The organism is Neobacillus sedimentimangrovi (genome assembly GCF_010614825.1).
GTDB classification, from domain to species: domain Bacteria; phylum Bacillota; class Bacilli; order Bacillales; family Cytobacillaceae; genus Neobacillus; species Neobacillus thermocopriae.
Genome location: NZ_JAAFZF010000019.1, coordinates 1 through 17,822 on the forward strand (window position 1 = coordinate 1; position 17,822 = coordinate 17,822).

The following is a 17,822-nucleotide window of genomic DNA, read 5'->3' on the forward strand; positions in this document are numbered from 1 at the left end:
GAACCGACTTTCAGCACCCCCTCATGCGAGGGGATGAATTATCCGGTATTAGCTCCGGTTTCCCGAAGTTATCCCAGTCTTACAGGCAGGTTGCCCACGTGTTACTCACCCGTCCGCCGCTAACCAACAGAAGCAAGCTTCTATTGGTCCGCTCGACTTGCATGTATTAGGCACGCCGCCAGCGTTCGTCCTGAGCCAGGATCAAACTCTCCAAAAAAGTTGATTAGCTCATAAAATTAACGTTGGCTTCGTTTCGATAGAAACGAATGTTGTGATTTGTTGACGTTTTTGGTTGTTTAGTTTTCAAAGAACAATTTGTTAAGAGCGACTTTTTTAATTTATCATAAAGTGTTCATTGTTGTCAACACTTTATTTTTTCAAAAAAGCAACCGTCGACTGCAACTTATGTTTTTTCAACTGTATCGCAGCGACGGTTATTAATATACCAAGTATTTCATTATAGGTCAATAGTTTTTTTAATATTTTTTTATGATGTTTTTTTATTTAACCTATAACATCGGTGGAAAACACCCTGGCCTTTTGTTTCAAGATTAACGACCTCAATTAGATGTTTATCAATTAAATATTCAATTAAGACAGACAAATCTACGGAATAAGGGAGTAATTCTTGTTCTGTCATGATTTCATTAAACATCCAATAATCTTTACGGCTTAGCACATTTAATAAATGCGAGGTCCCGATATGGACTCTCGAGTGAATTAAAAATTCACTGGCAAGAAATAAGAGCTCCAATCTTTTCTCTAGTGTTTCTTCACTATTTACAAGTTCCTCATATAATTTATAAATTTCCGGTTCAATTTGTTTTACTTGCTGCCAAACGGTCAACTCTGGATGCAATCCATGCTCAATAATGGCTAATCTTGCAAGATGGTGCAAGGAATGCACAACATGATTATAAGCATCCAAGTATTGTTTGCTTTCAAAAAATGCTTTGCCATCAACATATCGGCGGATTAACTTCGCAAATTCCAGACCCATTTTGATTTTCCGTCCATTAAAAGGAAATTCGCGTAACTCTGTTTTTAAACGAGCAACAAATTCGTTTCGGTCAAAAATAATTTTGGAATGTTCTATCCATTCAAAGATCTTTCTGTTGGTTCCCAACAACAGCCATTCCTGTAGTTTTTCTTCCGTTACAACATGCATGGCCGCTTTTTTATCATCGTAAGAATAATGTTTTATAAACACAGGCTGATCTGCTTCTTTGACAATGATAAGTAAGATGACATCAAAAAAATCTGTGGTTTGAGCTGACTTTTGTTTTTTTTCAACCAATAAAACTCCTAGAGTATTTAGTTGGCTAGCCCTTTCCTGATAGATGGGCCGAAGAATGTCCTCCATGAATCCAACCTCCAATTTTCTCGATAGCAATATTACTTCGACAACGCGCTAAAATTTCCTGCTAGAATTTCAGACAAAATTCGACATCTAGCCACAGTTTTATTTTTCTCCCAGCTTGATTGTGTTATAGTTTGTCTAGGAGGGTGAGACCATGGCGAAATATTCTAGTAAAATAAATAAAATCCGCTCTTTTGCTTTATCGTTAATCTTCATTGGGTTTATCGTTATGTATGGGGGTATCTATTTCCGTACCTCACCAATTATTATGACCATTTTTATGATCCTTGGTCTACTTTTTATTATCGCCAGCACAATTGTTTATTTTTGGATCGGTATGCTGTCAACTAGGACGATTCAAGTAATATGTCCCGGCTGTGGGAAAACGACAAAAATGCTTGGCCGTGTGGACATGTGTATGTATTGTAGAGAGCCTCTAACTCTTGATCCAACACTTGAAGGAAAAGAGTTTGATGAATCCTATAATAAAAAATCTAGAAAATAAAAAAAGGATGATGCGGCATTTGCCAATTCATCCTTTTTAATATCCAAAATGCGAAAACTCTTTGGTTACGGTAATCACCTTCCCAAAAAATTATCACTTTTGGACATATGATGCATTTGCTGCCAAAGCCTACTTTATTATTCTCTCCATCCAAACGAATTAAAGGTGAATGTTTGACGGTCTAAAGGAGGAGAGCGAAGGATACAAATCAATAGAACGCTTGTGTTCGACGTTTCACGATGTCGATAAGATCTTTGCTTAATCTAAAAAAGACTGATTTCCCTCAAATCAGTCTTTTTTAGATTAATGCTGTACTTCTTTTTTCTCTTTTTTTGCAGTACATTCAGGACATGAACCGTAAATTTCCATACGATGGTTAGATACCTTAAAGCCAGTCACATGAGTGGCCAGTTGCTCTACTTCATCCAAACCTGGATAGTGAAAATCCACTATTTTCCCACAGTCTTGACAGATTACATGATAATGATGGGATGTGACAAAATCAAAACGGCTGGAAGCATCGCCATAGGTTAATTCCTTTACAAGTCCGACTTCCCGAAATACACGTAAATTATTGTAAACCGTTGCCACGCTCATATTCGGAAATTTCCCTTCAAGAGCTTTGTAAATTTCATCTGCTGTAGGATGTGACATTGAATTTATCAAATATTCAAGAATCGCATGACGTTGTGGAGTAATGCGTACTCCTGTTTCCTTTAAGGTCTCCAACGCTTCTTTTAACTGATTCATCGTCATGCACCTCACTTTTTCAAAAAATATTATTACTTTATAATTGTTATAATTAGTTTACTAAGTAATTTGTCGTTTTGTCAATATGATGCCGCATAAACATTTTGTTGATATTACTTACTATGCAATGTTTGTTCATTTTCTCCTAACTGATAATTAACATAGCGTGCCGTCACAAACAATAAATCAGATAGACGGTTTAAAAAAGCCAATACTAATGGATTAACATCCTCTTCTATAGCAACGGCGCATCTTTCTGCCCTTCTCGCCATTGTTCGGGCAACGTGGAATGCTGCGCCAGCTGGATGACCGCCCGGTAAAATAAAATTCGTTAGTGTTGGGAGCTCTGCATCCCATTCATCGATCTGTTTTTCCATTTCTTCGATGTCTGCCTCTGCAAGCTTCCATTTTACTTCTTTCCCTTTTGGTGTAGCAAGCTCTGCTCCAACATGAAATAGATTTGTTTGTATTTTATGATATACTTTTTCAATTATTTCTTTCCCTTGAAAATTTTCCTTCTTTAAATGACTTAGTGCCAGACCAATCATGGAATTGGTTTCATCACATGTGCCATATGCTTCGACACGTACATCAGTTTTCGCCACTCTCTCACCGTAAATTAGAGAGGTTGTTCCTTTATCCCCTGTTTTTGTGTAAATTTTCATCCATAACTCCCCCTTTGTTTTAAGAAAAGATAAGTTTCAACATACCTTGTTAAAGATTCAGCGAAAATGGTTATCAGTCATGATTCTTGTTACATGACAAAATAGCCGTTCCATTTTATTATGATTTTCTTTAATCATATCATCGAATGGTTGCATTTAGAAATTTACTGCATAAAAAAGGGGCCACTTGCTGGCCCAAAAATAATCTGAGGAGGTATGCCCTAATAAAATGATATTCAATGAAAGTTTTTATGCATTGGACAAATGCCTTTACTGATAAAAATAGGCTTAAAGGTTTTCCTTTATATAGTTTAAAGCTGCTTCTACATGCCCCTTTACTTGAACCTTGCGCCATTCTTTTACAATGATGCCTTCCTTGTCAATAATAAAAGTGGATCGTTCAATTCCCATATACTCTTTTCCAAAATTTTTCTTAAGTTTCCAAACACCGTAAGCTTCAGCAACTTGATGGTCTGTATCTGCGAGCAACAAAAACGGTAGTCCATATTTATCAACAAACTTTTGATGGCGCTCAACAGGGTCCGGGCTGACTCCCAGAATCACAGCATTTAATTCGGCAAACTGTTCATATTGATCTCTAAAATCACATGCTTCTGTTGTACAACCTGGTGTCATGTCTTTTGGGTAAAAATATAACACAACATTTTTCCCTTTAAGATTTGACAAAGTTACTGTCTCCCCATTATGGGCTGTTAGTGTAAAATCTGGGGCTTGCTTTCCAACTTCTACTGTCATTTCAATCCCTCCAGTATGGTCATTATTTATCATCAGCCTAACCAAAGATTTGGGGGAATACAACTATTCTGCCTAATCCATTTTATTTTTCCCTATCAAAAAACACTTTTGCCACAAAAGCTGCTGGTAAAGTATAACCAATTAATGCCTCCACAGCGGCAATTAATCGGCCGATTCCATGAGGAATGACATCCCCATTTCCAACCGAAAACAACATCATCGCACTAAAATAAAAGCTAGATTCAAAGGGATTATTTCGATTTTCGGGATTCACCTCAAGAAGCACGGTTAAACCGATTAATTCAAATATTAAATAAATCAAACCAAAGCCGATTATTACTGTTAAATAAACCGTCAATAAATAAAAAAAATTATCAATTGAAACAATCTTCCCTTTAATGGTATTTGGAATGAATAAAGTACGGATACTCATAAAAATGCAAAAAATAACGATGGGCAATAGGAAATAGATCAATAACACACACCTCTAATTCGATACGGGTTATTCTATTTCTATGCCGGCTTGACCATGAAAATATCCAAACCGTCCCATCTGCCCATCATTATTTTTTTAAAATTATATATTTACTAATTTCCTGCTCCGCGATATCGTTTAACCCCTTGATTCCAGAGAATCACGGATATAGTAAAGAAAAGAATGCCCATTACAGGTGTTAAAAAGGAATACCAAAACCATTCTTGTTTTTCCAAGAAAAATGCGGCAGGATAAACACCTACAAACGCAAATGGTAATATCCAAGTTAACACAAAGCGGATAATGTGATTATAAATATTTACCGGATACCGCCCATAATTACTAATGTTATACATCATTGGCATGAGCGAAGTCCGTGCATCTGCCCAAAAGCTGATACAAGCCAACATAATAAAGATACCGCCATAAATTAATACACCACCAATGACAAAAACAATAAAGAGCAGCGGATCATACCATTCGATATTTATATGAAGACGTAAACCAGCATAAATCATAACCGCCAGTCCTGTAATAGCACCTAAAAGCGCTTCAAGCTCCATTCGTTCTAGTATAATCTGAAACAGACTATGGATCGGCCTTGTTAAAATCCTGTCTAGTTCCCCCTTAACAATATACCGTTCATTAAAATCCCAAATATTAAAAAAGGCGGAAAAGACAGCAAAAGGCACCAAGAAAAATCCATAAATAAAAATAATTTCATCCCTGTTCCAGCCATTTAATAAATGAGTGTGGCCAAATACCACCAAGATAAAAATCAAATTGATCGCTTGGGAAAGTAAATCTGAAAAAAATTCAACAAAAATATCGGTTCGATATTGGAGCCTTGTTTTTATATATTGTGACATGTATTGGAAAAATATCTTTACATAAAACATTGCCACTTATCCCCCTTGAATGACCATCTGTTTCTTAGCGATTGACCATACCAAACGAATGGGAATAAATAAAACAATGACCCAAAGGAATTGCTGGCCGATCGCCTCGACGGCCTGATGGTGATTAAACCCTTCAGTAAAAATCATACTTGGGATATAACTAATTCCCTGAAAAGGCAAATATCTCATGACTTCCTGTGCCCAGCCAGGGAAAAAGCTCATCGGCAAGAGAAGTCCGGAAAACAGATCAATCACTACCCTTTTGGCCCTAATAAGGCCTGTATTATTATATAAGAAGAAAGTTGTAATTCCGGTTAATAGATTCAACTCCGTATTGATGAAAAAGCTTAAGAGGATAGAGACGGCGAAAAGCGCCCAAATATCTGGTTTCCAAGATAATTGAATAGGAAAAAGTAAATAAACCAGTATAAATCCCGGTATGGAGAAAAAAATCAATCTAAAAATACCTTCCCCTAGTCCCTGCATAGTTTTCATTCCGAGATAATTGTATGGTCGGATTAATTCTACAGCTACTCTTCCCTCTTTAATTTCCATGGCCATTTCGCGATCGAGATTGTTGAAATAAAACGCACGAGCCATCCATGAAATAGCTACATAGGTAGTCATTTGAGTAACAGAAAGCCCTTGAATCTGTTCTTTAGAACCATAGATGGCCGACCACAAAAAATAATAAGCACCGATATTAATGCTATAGATGAGAATGCCAGTGTAGTAATTGGTCCGGTAAGCGAGCATCATTAAAAACCGGATCCGAATCATTTCCAAATATTTATCCAACTTCAACCGCACCCTTTTCATAAATATTGCGAATCAACTCTTCTGTAGAGGTTTCGTTTATTTTAATATCTTTAATCTTATAAATAGAAACCACCTTTGAAATCAGTTGCGAAATCAGCTCATCTTGATCCTCAATATAGGCGGTAAAAAGTTGTTCTTTTTCATTGAGCTCCCATTTCACTGGCATTCCTGCTGTTAAAGCAGTGACTTGAGCGAGGTCGACATTTTGCAGGAATTGAAACTGCACTTCTTTTCCGTCATCCATCGTCTCCTTTAACTTTTTCAGTGCCCCGTCATATATGACTTTCCCTTCATCAAGCATAATGACGCGTTCACACAAGGCTTCAATATCAGATAGATCATGGGTGGTTAGAAGAATGGTGGTGTTATATTTTTCGTTTATTTCTTTTAAAAAGTCCCGGATTTTTAGTTTAACCAAGACATCTAAGCCAATCGTCGGTTCATCAAGGAACAGTAAAGGCGGATTATGGATAAGGGCCGCCGCCAGCTCACACCTCATTCTTTGACCAAGTGATAGTTTACGAACTGGTTTATCGAGCAGTGGTTCGATATCCAGAGTTTTAATCACATGGGCCATATGATTGTTGTATTGCTCATCGGATACTTTATATACTTTTTTCAGTAGACGAAATGATTCCTGAACAGCGATATCCCACCACAATTGGGAACGCTGGCCGAATACTACCCCAATCGTTTGAACAAATTTTTCCCTCTCTTTATGGGGATTCATGCCATTAACGGTAATTTCACCTGAAGTTGGCGTAAGGATTCCCGTAAGCATTTTAATGGTTGTGGACTTCCCTGCCCCATTTTCACCAATATACCCAACCATTTCTCCTTGCTTAACGGTAAAGTTAATATCATTTACGGCAGGAATGATTTTATAATTTCTTGTAAAAAGGTCTCGAAACGCTCCTGCTAAACCTGATCGGCTGGAATAGGCTTTAAATTCTTTTCGTAAGTTTTTTACCTCAATTGCATTCATGTTTTTCTAGCACCTCCTTGATGCATACCATAATGAAATAGTTTAGCTAAATAGGAAAGAGAAGACAAACGTCCTGCACAATATGTCCCACTGAGAGAATTGTCAAAAAGTTAAAACAGGAAATACGTGTTAAAATAGATTGATAAGAACAATAAGGAGGTAATTACCTTGCAATTTACGAATTCAGAACGGTTACATAAGGAAGCATTGGAACATATAGTTGGAGGCGTAAACAGCCCATCTCGCTCTTACAAAGCCGTTGGTGGCGGTGCACCAGTCGTAATGGAACGTGCGCAAGGCGCATACTTTTGGGATGTCGACGGCAATCAATACATCGACTATTTAGCAGCATATGGACCAATCATTACTGGCCATGCTCATCCGCATATTACCGAAGCCATTAAGCGTGCAGCTGAAACTGGTGTCCTTTACGGAACACCAACCCCACATGAAGTCAAATTCGCAAAAATGCTTAAGGAAGCAATCCCTTCCCTTGAAAAGGTTCGATTTGTCAACTCTGGGACGGAAGCTGTTATGACCACCATCCGAGTGGCTCGTGCCTATACCGGCCGCGACAAAATCATTAAATTTGCCGGTTGCTACCACGGCCACTCCGACCTTGTGTTAGTAGCAGCAGGATCAGGCCCTTCGACTCTAGGCACACCGGACTCTGCCGGCGTTCCAAAATCAATCGCTCAAGAAGTGATTACCGTACCATTTAATGATATTGAACCATTTAAAGAAGCTTTAGATAAATGGGGTAACCAAGTCGCTGCCGTATTAGTGGAACCGATTGTCGGCAATTTCGGGATTGTAGAACCAAAGCCAGGCTTCCTAGAGCAAGTCAATGAACTAACCCATGCAGCCGGAGCCTTAGTCATTTACGATGAAGTCATTACAGCATTTCGTTTTATGTACGGTGGTGCCCAAGATTTACTCGGCGTTAAACCAGATTTAACGGCACTAGGAAAAATAATTGGCGGCGGCCTTCCAATTGGTGCCTATGGTGGTCGAAAAGACATTATGGAAAAAGTAGCCCCTCTTGGCCCAGCTTACCAAGCAGGAACGATGGCTGGAAATCCTGCCTCCATACTTGCCGGTATCGCCTGCCTGGAAGTGTTGAAACAAGAAGGTGTATATGAGCATCTCGACCGTCTTGGCGCCATTCTTGAAGCTGGAATTCTTGAAGCTAGCAAAGAATACAATATTCCTATTACAATCAATCGTTTAAAAGGTGCCTTGACAGTCTACTTTACAAATGAAAAAGTAGAAAACTACGAGCAGGCGGAAAATACTGACGGAGAAATGTTTGCTAAATTTTTCAAGTTAATGCTCCACCAAGGAATTAATCTCGCACCTTCCAAATATGAAGCATGGTTCCTTACCATTGCTCATACAGAAGAGGATGTTGAGGCTACATTACATGCAGTAAGAAATGCATTCTCCGCACTCAAACCAGAATAAATATACATTTTTTATGCAAATTTGGGAGTGAAAAATCACTCCCTTTTATTTATTTTCTTTATGTAAACGCTTGCAATTTTAGACTTTTCCTTCTATCTCCCATTCCAATCTTCATCCACTTTTTTGAATATTTATTTGATTTCCGAAAATTCATATGATAATATAAATTTATTATTTTTCCATTCTTTAATTTTATGCCTCATTAAAGTGTCGAATCCAATTCACAATACTACTCGCAACTAATCTATCATAGGAGGTGAAGCGGCTTACTGAGGAATGCCTCGAGAAGCCCGTAACATGACAGAAAAATGGACCCCAGCTATTTTCAAAGATTTCCATAAGCAGGAACATGATGCTTGTGGGATTGTCGCTTGCCTTGAAAAACACAAAATCCCAACAAGGAAAAATATTTTTGACTGTATTGACGCCCTTGTAACGATGAACCACCGTGCAGGTTTTATTAATGGAGAGGGCGACGGTGTTGGAATTCATATCGATATTCCAGTTGCACTTTGGAAAGAGAAATTACTTCAGGCAGACCTAGATCCCTCTCTCGTGGAGAAAGAACAATTTGCTGTCGGCCATGTTTTTGTTAGCCAAAAAACAGATTGGAAAACTACAAAACAGGAATTAATCACGAAACTTAAAAATCATGGATTAGAACTAATATTTGAGACAGATCAGGTTACAGACCCAGATGCCCTTGGTCCAATTGCCATTCAGGAGAACCCTGTCTTTTGGCAGTTTGCTTGTCTTTCTTACAAAAAAGGGCAAGAATTAACCAAGGTCCTTTTTGAAACTTTAATAGATTTTGAGGAAAATGAGCATGTTCATGTAGCATCATTAAGTCAAAACCATGTAGTCTATAAAGTTATGGGAGCAGGAGATATTCTTCCGCGTTACTATAAAGACTTAGCCAACCCACTCGTGGCTTCGACAATGACACTTGGACATAACCGATATTCAACAAATACACTATCAAACTTTTTCCGGGTACAGCCTTTCAGCGTTCTTGGCCATAATGGAGAAATTAATACAATTGCCAAGCTTCGTGACGAGGCAAAAATGATTGGTGTGCCTCTTGTAAAAGACGGCAGTGACTCACAAGATCTAAGCCGGACAATGGAAACATTCATTTGTCGAGATGGCTATACCCTATTTGAAGTGATGGACCTTTTGTTCCCACCTATTGTCAATGAAATCAAAGCATATCCGGAACATTTACAAGATTTATATACTTATCTCCGTGAAGGATGGGGGCACTTCGCCCAAGGTCCGGCCGGTATCGTATCCCGTTATGCCGATGAAGCTGTGTTCAGCGTGGATGCTTTAGGACTTCGACCGCTTTGGATGCTCGAAACGGAAACCTCTTACCTCTTCTCGTCTGAACCGGGAATTATTCCAACAACCGAGTATGTAAATGATCCAAAGCCATTAGCACCTGGTGAAAAGGTGGGCTTTAAATGGAATGGCCAAGTGCTGGATGTTTACGAACATACTGAATATCAAAACGAAGTCTATCGTCGTTTTTCCAAACGGTTAAATCTTAGTGGATCGAGACTGCGTCTAACACCACCTTCACTTGAAAAAACCGTAACTATGCAATATCCGGATAAACTTCATAATGGCCAATATAAGGCTTTTGGATGGGAGAGAGACCATATCCAATTAATCGAGCAAATGGCTGAAAAAGGTGTGGAGCCTATTCGTTCCCTCGGTCATGACGCACCGCTTGCCGCTTTAAATCCAGAACGAGTCAATATTGCCGATTATATTAAGGAAAGCGTAGCTGTGGTCACGAATCCTGCGATTGACCGCGAGCGAGAAACAGAGCATTTCTCTACCCGTGTCATCATCGGAAAACGTCCTGACTTGTTTTCGAACAAAGACGCTGAAACCGTAATAGAGTTAACCACCCCAATACTTATAGAAGGAAAGGCAGGATACAATTGTTCGACAATCCTGCAACAGCTAAGTTTCGATCAGGTCGTGCAGTTTTTCCAAAAACGTAAATTGACTGCCTATCTTTCAATGACATTTTCTAAAGATGAGACGTTGAATGAAGCGCTTGATCGATTGGCAAATGAAGCAGTCGAGGCAGTCCAATCCGGTAAAAGCTTGCTCATTTTAGATGATAGTAAAGCTCATCAAGAAGAGGCCTATTGGATTGACCCACATCTAGTGACATCAGCCATTGATCAAGCATTAGTCAAAGCAGAGTTAAGAAGAGATTGCTCATTATTAGTACGTTCAGCAGCCATTCGCTCTTTACACGACATCATTACTGTATTTGGCCTAGGAGCAGATTTAATCAGTCCTTATTATATGTTCCTGACTGTTCTAGGTGAGACAGAAAAACCATTAATCAATTTATACAGTGCTTTAACAAAAGGGTTAGAAAAAGTAATATCTACCATTGGAATCCATGAACTCCGCGGGTATGGTCGCCTATTCTCAAGCATAGGGCTTCATGAAGAGGTTGCCAAAGTTTTAAATATCATCAACTTCTTTGGTTCCGATCAAATTGAGACCGACTTTGAAGCAATGAAGCAAGATGCTTTGAAAAGAGCAGAAGATTTCCATAATGAAAAAGAACGAATCGGAAAAACCTTCCATCTCTTCCCACGGATTTGGAAGTCCATTAGCGAGTTAGCAAGTACTGGAGATTATGGTGTGTACCGCGATAAGATTACAGAGCAAGAAACAATGAATCCAACAACAATCCGCCATTTAATTGGATTGAAACAGAGTGAAAAGCCATTATCACCTGAGGAAGTTGACATTCGTGTAGGAGAACATGATTTGCCATTTATCATTTCTTCCATGTCATTTGGCTCGCAAAATGAGATTGCCTTCCGTGCCTATGCAGAAGGGGCGGACCGCTTAAACATGGTGAGTCTAAATGGTGAAGGCGGAGAAATCAAAGATATGCTTGGCAAATATCCACGCACCCGCGGTCAACAAGTAGCATCTGGTAGATTTGGCGTCAATGCTGAGCTATTAAACTCTTCTAATCTATTAGAAATTAAGATTGGCCAAGGGGCAAAGCCTGGTGAAGGCGGTCACTTACCTGGTTCAAAGGTAACGACTAAGGTAGCAGCTGCAAGGAATGCAACGCTCGGTTCCGATTTAATTTCACCATCAAATAACCATGACATTTATTCGATTGAGGACCTTGCCCAAATGATCCTTGAATTGAAAACAGCGAATGACCAAGCAAAAATTGCGGTTAAGGTACCAGTCGTTCCGAACATTGGAACTATTGCAGTTGGTATCGCAAAAGCTGGTGCAGATATTATTACATTAAGCGGCTTTGACGGTGGTACTGGTGCCGCCAGAATCCATGCTCTGCAACATGTTGGTCTACCAGTTGAAATCGGAGTAAAAGCAGCTCATAACGCCCTATTGGAGAGTGGATTACGCCATAAAGTGGAACTATGGGCTGACGGTGGTATAAAAAGTGCCATGGACGTTATGAAAATTATGTTACTTGGAGCCAACCGTGTCGGCTTTGGTACACTGGCGATGCTATCCATCGGCTGTACAACATGCCGTGGTTGTCACTTAGACACATGCCATGTTGGTATCGCGACTCAAATTGAATCAGAAGCTCAGGCGAAAGAACATGGGCTCCGCCGATTTGTACCACGTCAATTTGATAAAGCGGTACAAGGAATCGTAAACCTTTTTGGCGCATTTGGCCAAGAATTAAAAGCCATTGCTGCTTCAATGGGAATTAAGAATCTTCAAGATGCTGTTGGACGTTCGGATCTATTAGAACAGGTGAAAGGTGAAGGACAGCTTAACCTATCTTATTTACTCAAACCATTATCCATCAGCCAATTTGCAAAAATGGAAGATTCAAAATCAACATTAGAAGTACTCATGCAAGTGGCTTGCGGTGCGGAATATTTAGATGCAAGTGTAGATCAACTTCAATCTTCAAGGGAATTTGTCAGTGTCACATCCAATCAGCGTGTATTGGGAAGCCGTGTTTCCTGCCACCGCGTGCGTGGCCGTTTGGACGGCTCTTATAGGCAGCTTCCTCCTGTTCAACTTAAATATAAGGAAGGATCCATTCCTGGGAACGGCCTTGGTGCCTACAACAGTGATGGAATCGAGATCACCGTAAATGGTGGCGGTCAAGACGGTGTTGGTAAAACTTCTTATGGTGGAAGTATTCATGTTCTTAAAGCAAAAGGAAAAAATGGCAAATATGTAAACGGATCTGTTGGTAAAGGATTTGGTTATGGAGCACAACGTGGTCTACTCGTTGCTCAAGGAAACGCTGACGCTCGTGCCGGAATCCGCTTATCTGGTGCAGATATGATTATTGGCGGTCAATTGGTAAAACCTATCCCTGAAAATGAAAATGGAAATATAGGTGCGAATGCAAATATTAAAGGATTTGCATTTGAATATATGACAAACGGGCGAGGCCTTGTTCTTGGGGATCCAGGTCCATGGATTTGTGCAGGTATGACTGGCGGTGTTGTTTATATTCGTCAACAGCCTGAAATGGGGTTAACGAAAAAAGCTATTGAGAGAAGAATTGCCAAAGGTGCTAAAGTATCTATCGAAGAATTAAATGAAAAAGGCAAACAGGACGTTCTTGAACTATTAACAAAATATGCTCATTTACTAGAATCAAATGGTCAGGCCGAAGAAGCTGAGCAGCTGCAATGCTTGATTCAAGCACCAGAGAAGCACTTTGTGCAGATTGTCCCAGTTAAAGAGCAAGCCGACCCATCCGTTTCAACTGAATAATTTCCTTTAATAGGTCCCTTTTTTAGCATCCGCATTCAATTGGCGGATGCTTTTTTTATGTAAGATACATTTCAAAAACTTAACAAAAAATTTATCATTTGTACATAAAATTTCACTTGATTATATGGTTTAATCCATGTATAGTACTTAGTTGTTTATGAATGATGAAATGTAGAATTGAAAGGATTTTTTATAACATGAAGTTAGGTGCCCGCATCTTTAAAACGGGAATAGCAATTGTTTTATCACTTTATCTGGCTCAGCTGCTAAATTCTCCTTCACCAGTTTTTGCAGCAATTGCCGCGATCTTTGCGATACAACCGACCATTTATCGGTCTTATTTAACCATTATTGAACAAATTCAATCCAATATCATTGGAGCCTTACTAGCAGTTTTTTGTGTATTACTATTAGGAAATCATTTTATTGTCGTAGGCTTGGCTGCAATTCTTGTGATTACACTTAATTTAAAGCTGAAGCTCGAAAACACGATTGGACTTTCTTTAGTCACCTTGATTTCTATCATGGAAACACCTGCTGAAAATTTCATACAATTTGCTGGGATTCGTTTTTCCACTATTATGATAGGGGTATTCTCTGCATTCCTTGTAAACCTTGTGTTTATGCCTCCTAAATATGAAAACAAACTCTACCAAAAGATTGTGGAAACGACGGAAAAGATTATTAAATGGATTCGCTTAAGCACTCGTCAAGACTTCGACCATCAGCTTCTCAAAACCGAGATAGAAAAATTAAGAGACTGTGTGAAAGCGATGGAGCAATTTTATTCGATGTATAAGGAAGAACGAAGCTATTTCAAAAAGAAACATTTAGAAAAATCCCGCAAGCTAGTGATTTACCGGCAGATGATCATAACCGCCAATAAAGGATTAAATACATTAAAAAAATTACATCGATTCGAAAACGAAGTACTGATGCTTCCTGAGGAGTTTAGGCAAGCACTTCAAGAACAAGTGGATAATCTTATTTATTTCCACGAGCAGCTGATGCTTAGATTTATTGGAAAGGTGCCTACTCCACCTTCTAATCAAGAAGAGAAGGTAACAATTAATAAAAAGAAACTATATGATTTCTTTTTAGCATATCAAAGTGAAATGTACGGTCAAAATAATCCACATCTTTTCCATACGATGCAAATTGTTTCGGCCATTATTGATTATTCGGAGCAAGTAGAACATCTTGATGTGCTGATTACGAGTTTTCATTACTACCATCACGACGAAATGTGCATTGAAGAGAACCAATAGTCATCCTTGCACATCGGTAGAAAGCAAAACTTGCAACGGAAATCAGCAGACAAGGATCGAGAGGGTAAAAAAAGAGGGTGTTCCTAAAAGTTACACTTTTAGGAACACCCTCTTAAGTTTTGCTGAGAAAGTATGTTTTCGACTCATGGAATGTCTTTCGCAAACTCTTTAGCGGCTTAGCACGGTGCTTGCTCTTTTCTACTTTCCAATTGCTGAACTTGAAATAATTGATAATAATTCCCTTGTTTCGCCATTAATTCCTCATGTGTACCTATCTCCACAATTTGTCCATGTTCGATCAAAACGATTCGGTCAGCGTGAGTGATTGTCGATAAACGATGGGCAACAATAAAAGTCGTGCGGTCCTTTGCTAGATCTTCCAATGCCTCTTGGATGAAATGTTCACTCTCTAAATCAAGAGCAGAAGTCGCCTCATCTAATATTAAGATTGGCGGATTTTTTAGGAACACACGAGCAATGGCGATCCGCTGTTTTTGACCGCCAGAAAGCTTCACACCTCTTTCACCGACTTTTGTGTCATATCCTTCTGACAACTGTGTAATAAATTCATGAGCGTTCGCCGCGATCGCTGCTCGAACTACCTCTTCCTCACTTGCGTCTGGTTTTCCCAATAGAATATTATCCCTAACTGATTCACTAAACAAAAAATTATCTTGGAAAACCACACCGATTTTATCTCTTAGAGATTGGACACGAAAACGCCGAATATCAGTTCCATCAAGGAGGATCCTACCCTCTGTCACATCATAAAAACGCGGAATTAAACTTACTAGCGTTGATTTTCCTCCACCACTCATTCCAACAAGGGCTATGGTTTCCCCTTTTTTCACATTTAAATTGATATTTTTTAATACCATATCCTCATTTTCATGATAGGAAAAGGAAACATTCTCAAAAATAATATTTCCTTTTACCTGTTTCAAATCCACCGCGTCTTTTTCATCCGTAATATCATATTTTTCATCCAAAAACTCAAAAACCCGATCCATAGAAGCAAATGACTGTGTAATCGTAGTAGAAGAATTAACCAATCTTCTAAGTGGATTATATAACTTGTCAATATAAGCAAAAAACGCAATCATAGTTCCTAATGAAAGCTGCCCCTGAATGACCAAATAAGCTGAATAACCAATCACAATTAATGGAGCAATATCAGTAATGGTATTGACTGCGGAAAATGACTTGGCATTCCAGCTAGTGTGATTTAGCGCTTTGTCCAAAAAATTTTGATTCTGTTTGTCGAACAGAGCTTGTTCATGTTTTTCAATGGCAAAGCTCTTTATGACCGGCATTCCCTGTACTCTTTCATGTAAATAGCTTTGCACATCAGCAAGAGCTTGAGACCGTATTCTTGTTAGCCTCCGCAAATTTCCAAAAAAGTATTTGATTGAGAAAGCGTAAAGTGGAAAAAGCAAAATCGAGACAAATGTTAGTTTTATATCTAAAGAAAACATTAGAAAAATGGCAATAATGATGGTAGCGACATCGAGCCATAGATTCATTAATCCTGTAACAACAAAAGTTTTTGTCTGCTCTACATCATTAATCACACGAGAGATGATTTCCCCTGCACGGTTGTTGCTATAGTATTTAAAGCTGAGCTTTTGAATATGTCTATACATCATATTCCGAATATCATATAAAATTTTATTAGATGTCCATTGTGCAAAATACTGGCGATAATATTCAATAGGTGGCCTAAGAATAACAAAAATAATGAACATCACACTTAATATGAATAATAATTTCTTTATTTTTTCATCTGGGATTAGTTCCGGATTTTGAACAATGTCATCCACGACATATTTAATTAACATCGGAATAATGAGAGGAATGGAGAATTTAATAATCCCAATAATAATTGTGGCTATGATTTGCCAACGATATGGTTTTACAAATTGAAGGTATCTTCGGATACTGCTCACAGACAGTCCCCCCTCTTCCTAAATAACTTAACTGTTCCTTTTGCACCGCACTAGATCTAAATTATTTAATGGGCAGAAAAGTTTTTTGATCAATGGTTAACTGACCGCCAAATAATTTAACGCTTCACTTTCCTATCAAAAAAATAAATACCTGTTGACTCTCTCAACAGGCATTTTTCCCCTACATTCAATTATCGTCTGTATGTTAAATACCTTTCATACCAAATATCGATAAAATCGGGGGCAAAAGGGCCACTCCTCTGTCTGATCCATTGAATGAGTTTGTCCACATTTCTTTTTAAAATTTGATCAATCACGTCCGGGTAATTCATTTCCCGGCGATGGCGTTCATACTCATCCTCATCAAGCAAATGAAAGGTCATATCAGGATATACCTTAATATCCAAATCATAATCGATATACTTTAATGCTTCACCATCAAATATAAAAGGTGAACTAATATTGCAATAGTAATAAATTCCATCTTCCCGAATCATTCCGATTACATTAAACCAATGCTGGGAATGAAAGTAACAAATAGCCGGTTCTCTAGTTATCCATGTCCTTCCATCTGATTCTGTTACAAGAGTCCGATCATTTCCGCCAATGACCAAATTCTGTGTTCCTTTTAAAACCGTCGTTTCCTCCCAGACGCGATGGATGTGCCCATTGTGTTTATAGCTATGTATTTGTATTGGTTCACCTTCGATGGGTACGCCCATTTTCTCCCCTACCTTCATTACCGAACGCTTTGCAACCTAATCTTTCCATTCATTACGACAAAAGGCAACAAAGTAAATTCCTTTTTTCTATTATTATAACGGTTGAACACAGAATTTAAAACAAAAGAGCCATTATTTCCATGGCTCTTTCAAAAAAATACGCTATAAAGCAGTAGTTATATTCATCTCTCGATAGGAATTAATAACCTCTTCCGTCTGTTTTTCAAAAATGAACTGAATCTCTTTTAATTCTTTTTTCATCTTTTGAATATCTGATTGAATGCTCTCAAGGTCTGTCTCATTCTGTAATGCTTGTAGTTCAGCTTTGATTTTTTGACAACGCTCAAGTTCGGATTGAAGATATAATAATTTGTCCATCGTAACCATTTGCTCGGAAACTAGTTTGTTAAAATGATCCATTTCCTTCACCGCCTAAAAAAT

Annotated in this window: 15 protein-coding genes and 1 rRNA gene; 4 read left to right on the top strand and 12 right to left on the bottom strand. The window is 38.5% G+C overall.

The window, feature by feature from the left end:
• Positions 1 to 217 (bottom strand): 16S ribosomal RNA (locus GZA11_RS08345); the annotation flags it as partial.
• Between the two features lie 270 nt (positions 218 to 487).
• Entirely contained in the window at positions 488 to 1,363 is an 876-nt protein-coding gene (locus tag GZA11_RS08350; RefSeq protein ID WP_038539983.1) for a nucleotidyltransferase-like protein, read from the bottom strand.
• 151 nt (positions 1,364 to 1,514) lie between these two features.
• Between GZA11_RS08350 and GZA11_RS08355 the strand changes: the two genes are divergently transcribed.
• The gene (locus GZA11_RS08355; protein WP_038539980.1) at positions 1,515 to 1,865 is read left to right on the top strand and encodes a YgzB family protein; all 351 of its coding nucleotides are present in this window, start codon (positions 1,515 to 1,517) and stop codon (positions 1,863 to 1,865) included.
• A 303-nt stretch (positions 1,866 to 2,168) separates the two neighbouring features.
• On the opposite strand, the gene perR is transcribed toward GZA11_RS08355, so the two are convergent.
• From perR to GZA11_RS08390, 7 genes are all read right to left on the bottom strand, one after another.
• Positions 2,169 to 2,621, bottom strand: a complete 453-nt coding sequence (gene perR, locus GZA11_RS08360; protein ID WP_038539977.1) for a peroxide-responsive transcriptional repressor PerR — start codon at positions 2,619 to 2,621, stop codon at positions 2,169 to 2,171.
• Positions 2,622 to 2,728: 107 nt separating this feature from the next.
• Positions 2,729 to 3,280 carry a cob(I)yrinic acid a,c-diamide adenosyltransferase gene (locus GZA11_RS08365; protein WP_038539974.1) on the bottom strand — a complete coding sequence of 184 codons (552 nt, stop codon included), beginning with the start codon at positions 3,278 to 3,280 and terminating at the stop codon, positions 2,729 to 2,731.
• Between the two features lie 288 nt (positions 3,281 to 3,568).
• Entirely contained in the window at positions 3,569 to 4,036 is a 468-nt protein-coding gene (gene bcp, locus GZA11_RS08370; protein ID WP_038539972.1) for a thioredoxin-dependent thiol peroxidase, read from the bottom strand.
• A gap of 82 nt (positions 4,037 to 4,118) precedes the next feature.
• A complete protein-coding gene (locus GZA11_RS08375; RefSeq protein WP_321175663.1) occupies positions 4,119 to 4,517 on the bottom strand; it encodes an ion channel in 399 nt (132 codons plus the stop codon).
• Between the two features lie 107 nt (positions 4,518 to 4,624).
• Positions 4,625 to 5,410: an ABC transporter permease gene (locus GZA11_RS08380; protein ID WP_038539966.1), complete on the bottom strand. Its 786-nt coding sequence runs from the start codon at positions 5,408 to 5,410 to the stop codon at positions 4,625 to 4,627.
• A gap of 6 nt (positions 5,411 to 5,416) precedes the next feature.
• Positions 5,417 to 6,208, bottom strand: coding sequence for an ABC transporter permease (locus GZA11_RS08385; RefSeq protein ID WP_163183453.1), 792 nt, complete (start codon positions 6,206 to 6,208; stop codon positions 5,417 to 5,419).
• Positions 6,201 to 7,214 carry an ABC transporter ATP-binding protein gene (locus GZA11_RS08390; protein WP_038539961.1) on the bottom strand — a complete coding sequence of 338 codons (1,014 nt, stop codon included), beginning with the start codon at positions 7,212 to 7,214 and terminating at the stop codon, positions 6,201 to 6,203. The genes GZA11_RS08385 and GZA11_RS08390 overlap by 8 nt, the downstream gene beginning before the upstream one ends.
• Before the next feature lie 168 nt (positions 7,215 to 7,382).
• On the opposite strand from GZA11_RS08390, the gene GZA11_RS08395 reads away from it, so the two are divergent.
• From GZA11_RS08395 to GZA11_RS08405, 3 genes are all read left to right on the top strand, one after another.
• Entirely contained in the window at positions 7,383 to 8,678 is a 1,296-nt protein-coding gene (locus GZA11_RS08395) for a glutamate-1-semialdehyde 2,1-aminomutase (protein WP_328822041.1), read from the top strand.
• 297 nt (positions 8,679 to 8,975) lie between these two features.
• Positions 8,976 to 13,445 carry a glutamate synthase-related protein gene (locus GZA11_RS08400; RefSeq protein ID WP_163183454.1) on the top strand — a complete coding sequence of 1,490 codons (4,470 nt, stop codon included), beginning with the start codon at positions 8,976 to 8,978 and terminating at the stop codon, positions 13,443 to 13,445.
• 197 nt (positions 13,446 to 13,642) lie between these two features.
• Complete coding sequence (locus tag GZA11_RS08405; protein ID WP_038539956.1) at positions 13,643 to 14,713, top strand: FUSC family protein; 1,071 nt, start codon at positions 13,643 to 13,645, stop codon at positions 14,711 to 14,713.
• Positions 14,714 to 14,889: 176 nt separating this feature from the next.
• Here the strand turns inward: GZA11_RS08405 and GZA11_RS08410 are convergent, their stop codons facing one another.
• The 3 genes from GZA11_RS08410 to GZA11_RS08420 all read right to left on the bottom strand — a co-directional run bounded on the left by GZA11_RS08410 (position 14,890) and on the right by GZA11_RS08420 (position 17,801).
• Positions 14,890 to 16,659, bottom strand: a complete 1,770-nt coding sequence (locus tag GZA11_RS08410) for an ABC transporter ATP-binding protein (protein ID WP_163183455.1) — start codon at positions 16,657 to 16,659, stop codon at positions 14,890 to 14,892.
• 191 nt (positions 16,660 to 16,850) lie between these two features.
• Positions 16,851 to 17,381 carry a nucleoside tri-diphosphate phosphatase gene (gene ntdP / locus GZA11_RS08415; protein WP_038539952.1) on the bottom strand — a complete coding sequence of 177 codons (531 nt, stop codon included), beginning with the start codon at positions 17,379 to 17,381 and terminating at the stop codon, positions 16,851 to 16,853.
• A gap of 162 nt (positions 17,382 to 17,543) precedes the next feature.
• A complete protein-coding gene (locus GZA11_RS08420) occupies positions 17,544 to 17,801 on the bottom strand; it encodes a YgaB family protein (RefSeq protein ID WP_163183456.1) in 258 nt (85 codons plus the stop codon).
• Positions 17,802 to 17,822 lie beyond the last annotated feature (21 nt).

Coding starts and splice junctions, on each gene's coding strand:
- GZA11_RS08405 (WP_038539956.1), top strand. CDS start 13,643: ATGAAGTTAGGTGCCCGCATCTTTAAAACGGGAATAGCAATTGTTTTA.
- GZA11_RS08390 (WP_038539961.1), bottom strand. CDS start 7,214: ATGAATGCAATTGAGGTAAAAAACTTACGAAAAGAATTTAAAGCCTAT.
- GZA11_RS08400 (WP_163183454.1), top strand. CDS start 8,976: ATGACAGAAAAATGGACCCCAGCTATTTTCAAAGATTTCCATAAGCAG.
- GZA11_RS08420 (WP_163183456.1), bottom strand. CDS start 17,801: ATGGATCATTTTAACAAACTAGTTTCCGAGCAAATGGTTACGATGGAC.
- bcp (WP_038539972.1), bottom strand. CDS start 4,036: ATGACAGTAGAAGTTGGAAAGCAAGCCCCAGATTTTACACTAACAGCC.
- perR (WP_038539977.1), bottom strand. CDS start 2,621: ATGACGATGAATCAGTTAAAAGAAGCGTTGGAGACCTTAAAGGAAACA.
- GZA11_RS08355 (WP_038539980.1), top strand. CDS start 1,515: ATGGCGAAATATTCTAGTAAAATAAATAAAATCCGCTCTTTTGCTTTA.
- GZA11_RS08380 (WP_038539966.1), bottom strand. CDS start 5,410: ATGTTTTATGTAAAGATATTTTTCCAATACATGTCACAATATATAAAA.
- ntdP (WP_038539952.1), bottom strand. CDS start 17,381: ATGGGCGTACCCATCGAAGGTGAACCAATACAAATACATAGCTATAAA.
- GZA11_RS08365 (WP_038539974.1), bottom strand. CDS start 3,280: ATGAAAATTTACACAAAAACAGGGGATAAAGGAACAACCTCTCTAATT.
- GZA11_RS08350 (WP_038539983.1), bottom strand. CDS start 1,363: ATGGAGGACATTCTTCGGCCCATCTATCAGGAAAGGGCTAGCCAACTA.